We start from the raw sequence: 3,453 nt of genomic DNA on the forward strand, positions 1-3,453 counted from the left end.
TAAATTTATAACCGGATTAACAATCTCAACTGTAAACTTTTTTTAGGACGACACAATGGGCAGAAGTCAAATAGACTTCAGCCAGACTTAGCCCAGAGAGGGAAGTCTGTTGACTTGCGGTTTCAAAGGCAGAGAAATTTATGATTCAAGATAGTTTTCAAAAATAGCCCCGATATTTATCGGGGCTATTTTTATATTTGGAGAATAATAAAATAACCAGCTATGTCATCTAAATATACCATCAATGATCCGGAAGGATTATATTTTATCACGACAGCAGTAGTAGAATGGGTCGATGTTTTTACCCGCGAGCATTACAAAGGTATTTTTGTAGATAGTTTAAAATATTGTCAGAAAGAAAAAGGTCTTGTCATTTATGCCTGGGTTTTAATGACAAATCACTAACACATGATAGTTAGAGCAGAAAAAGGAAAGAACTTATCAGATATATTAAGAGATTTTAAAAAGGGACACAAGGTTTCCTCTCAAGTTAAAAACTTGCTATAATTTGCCTGTTGAAGTTAACCATCTAAAGGTTTAAACATTCAAGTGTAATCCAAGTTAAAAAATAATCTTTACTAATAATTTCTTTAAAGAAGAGAAGAGTTGAATTTTCATTTTGGCGAAGCTTGATAATCTAAGGTTGAAAATACAACACTTCTGGTCATTATGCTTTATCTATTCAACTTAAACATACCAGCTATGATTCAAAAACTACTTGTATTCACTTTATTCTTTGGGACAATTCATATTACAATGGCTCAGCCTCAAAAGCTTGCCAATTTGGGAATTTCAGGACAATGCTTTAAAATAAACTCTACTGTTCTTTTCGAAGCTGGTAATCTTTGGAAAACAGATGGAACACCTGGATCTACCATCCAATTAACATCATTTGGACATCAAAATGATATAGGGGAACAAATAGTTTCAGACAATGTCCTGTATTTCACAGTTCGGGGGAATGGAGGATATAGTAATCAATTATGGAAATCTGACGGCACAGTTTCTGGCACAATGCCAGTGAAAATATTCACCCCAGAATACGAAAACTCAATTAACAACCTCTTTTACTGGAATGGAACAACTTATTTTATGGTTGAGGATCGCCTTTACAAAACCGACGGAACTGAGGCTGGTACAGTACAAATTATAGATTTGGCTCCTACAACTACGACAGGCAATGCAGATGCATTATTCAATATAAAAAATACAATGTTTATTGTCTATCATCATCAATTATGGAAAAGTAATGGTACTGCCTCAGGAACAACTTTAGTGCGTTCATTTGATTATATGAACTACCTTAATTCTTTTGGTGATTATGCCATGCTTGAAGTAATAGACTCAGCTCATGGAAGAGAGCCCTGGAAACTAGATGAAGCTGGGAATACTCAACTAATTAAAGATATTAATCCTGGCCCAACGGGTTCTGCAGGGTGGGGCTATAGTAATTCCGGTTATGAGTTTAATGGATACTACTATTTTACGGTTTCAAATCCTTACAGACTCTTTAGAACCGATGGCACCGAAGCTGGTACAACAGAATTTATGGAGGGCATCGTTGATGTCAGACCTTTGAACGACAAACTCTACATTTTTAATAACAATGAACTATGGAGAACAGACGGAATATCCTCTCCTCAACTTGTCAGAGCATTTGATAAACTGCTGGGTACATACTGCACAATAGGCGATTTAATAATCACTTCAGAAGGTGGAAAAAAACTGTGGGTATTCAACAGCAACAATGATTCATTCAAATTCATCACAGAATATCCGGATACCAACACAGATACTCTAAGAATGCCTGATATCGGGAGTATAATTCCCGCAGGAAATGATGTTTATTTTACCCTTCAGACTGAAGAGGTAAAATTAAATGAGTCCGAAGACGATTACACCAATACCATCTATGAATTCTATAAATATTCCCCCTTTCAATCAGGAACAACCTCCCTCACTCTTGTAAATGCTTTAACCGAAGCCGACATTCGTTCACTAAAATCTGTGGACACAATTTACACAGATGAACCTGTAAATATCAGAGCGAATACTTTTGGCACGTTTACTTCGGTGCAATTCTATCTTAATGGCACACTCTATAAAACAGCCACTTCAGCTCCACATACACTTGGCGATTATAGTTCCGGTGACTACCTAAAATGGCCAAATCAGGAAGGCGTATACAACATTAAAGCTACCACTGTAAGCGATAGTAATAATTTGCCTGCTACCGTTACTCTTCATGTCATAAAAAGAGATATCACCTCCACAGTTAAACAGAATTCCAGTTATACTGCAATGGTAATTTACCCTAATCCTGTTTTAGACAATATGTCAATAAAGATTGATGACAATGATGAAGTAGCTATTATTACTATTACTGATCTACATGGTAAGGAATGCTATTCAGGAAAAAGACAAATAAATTCCAATGGCATCATTGAAACAGATTTGTCAGAACTACCAATGGATTCAGGAATCTATATTGTAAAAGTTATTACGGCATCGGGATTGCGCATTTCCAAGGTATTGAAAAAATAATACTGGAGTTTAGTATTAAGAAAGATTTAAACAGTCAGTTTACCAAAAGTGAACTGGCTATTTTTCATGATTTAAAGTTTAGTTGTGGAGTAATGTGCAGCTGGCACGCTTTACAAAAGCGCGCCAGCTGAATTTTTCTACCCGGCTTATACTTCACAAGTTTCAAATGGAAAATCTTTTAATGTAGTGAAACTGATAAAAGAATAGAATTAAAATTTTCAATGTAGAACAGTCTGATTTATCCTATTTTCTGTAAAAGGCTATTTAATTTTTACTTTCAGCAAGACATTCTGATCTACAATTTTAAACTTGAATGTATCATAAATTTACTTATATTAGTAAGAGTTGTAAGTGCCTTAAAGAGTAATGTTTTCAAAGAATAAAAAAATGTTGTTAAGCCAGTCAGCATTAGGTGATTTGGTTTATTACGACTATGATTATAAGATTAGGAATACTGAGATTGAAATTTTTTATGCTGAGAGAGGAAAAGATAAAAAATACAGACGAAATATTTGGATAACCTGGTTAGTTATCTTGTATTTTTGTAGTTTCTTTTATTTTTCTCAAAAAAACTTCCAAACGATTGTTTTATTCATCTTAATCGGAAGTTTAGTTTCCTTATATTTTTATGCTATAAATAGATCCGTCAATAAATACTTTTTGCTTATAACTCCGACTTTTATTAAAGTTCAATTACCATTAAAAAAAGCCACGATTTTTTATAGTGAAATAAAAAGAATCAGACTTGATGCTGAGGATTATGATTTTAACAAACGGGGATCAGGAGGAAAGGGAAGTCTTTACAGTAGTATATACTGTGAATATCGAAATAAGGAGATTCTATTAATTAACTTTTCAGGTAAATCCTACAATGGTACATCTGAATACGCGGATTTGTTTAGGGATGAA

Annotated in this window: 3 protein-coding genes; all 3 read left to right on the forward strand. The window is 34.1% G+C overall.

All coding sequences use genetic code 11. The features are described 5' to 3' along the window. Positions 1 to 222 precede the first annotated feature (222 nt). Positions 223 to 405: a hypothetical protein gene (locus tag J7604_RS26110; protein WP_293903290.1), complete on the forward strand. Its 183-nt coding sequence runs from the start codon at positions 223 to 225 to the stop codon at positions 403 to 405. A gap of 297 nt (positions 406 to 702) precedes the next feature. Further along, positions 703 to 2,544 carry a T9SS type A sorting domain-containing protein gene (locus J7604_RS26115; protein ID WP_293903293.1) on the forward strand — a complete coding sequence of 614 codons (1,842 nt, stop codon included), beginning with the start codon at positions 703 to 705 and terminating at the stop codon, positions 2,542 to 2,544. A gap of 366 nt (positions 2,545 to 2,910) precedes the next feature. Continuing rightward, positions 2,911 to 3,453 (forward strand): hypothetical protein (locus tag J7604_RS26120; RefSeq protein ID WP_293903296.1); only part of this gene is annotated, 543 nt, incomplete at its 3' end.

Origin of the sequence: Sporocytophaga sp., assembly GCF_017745095.1 — a bacterium.
Classification (GTDB): domain Bacteria; phylum Bacteroidota; class Bacteroidia; order Cytophagales; family Cytophagaceae; genus Sporocytophaga.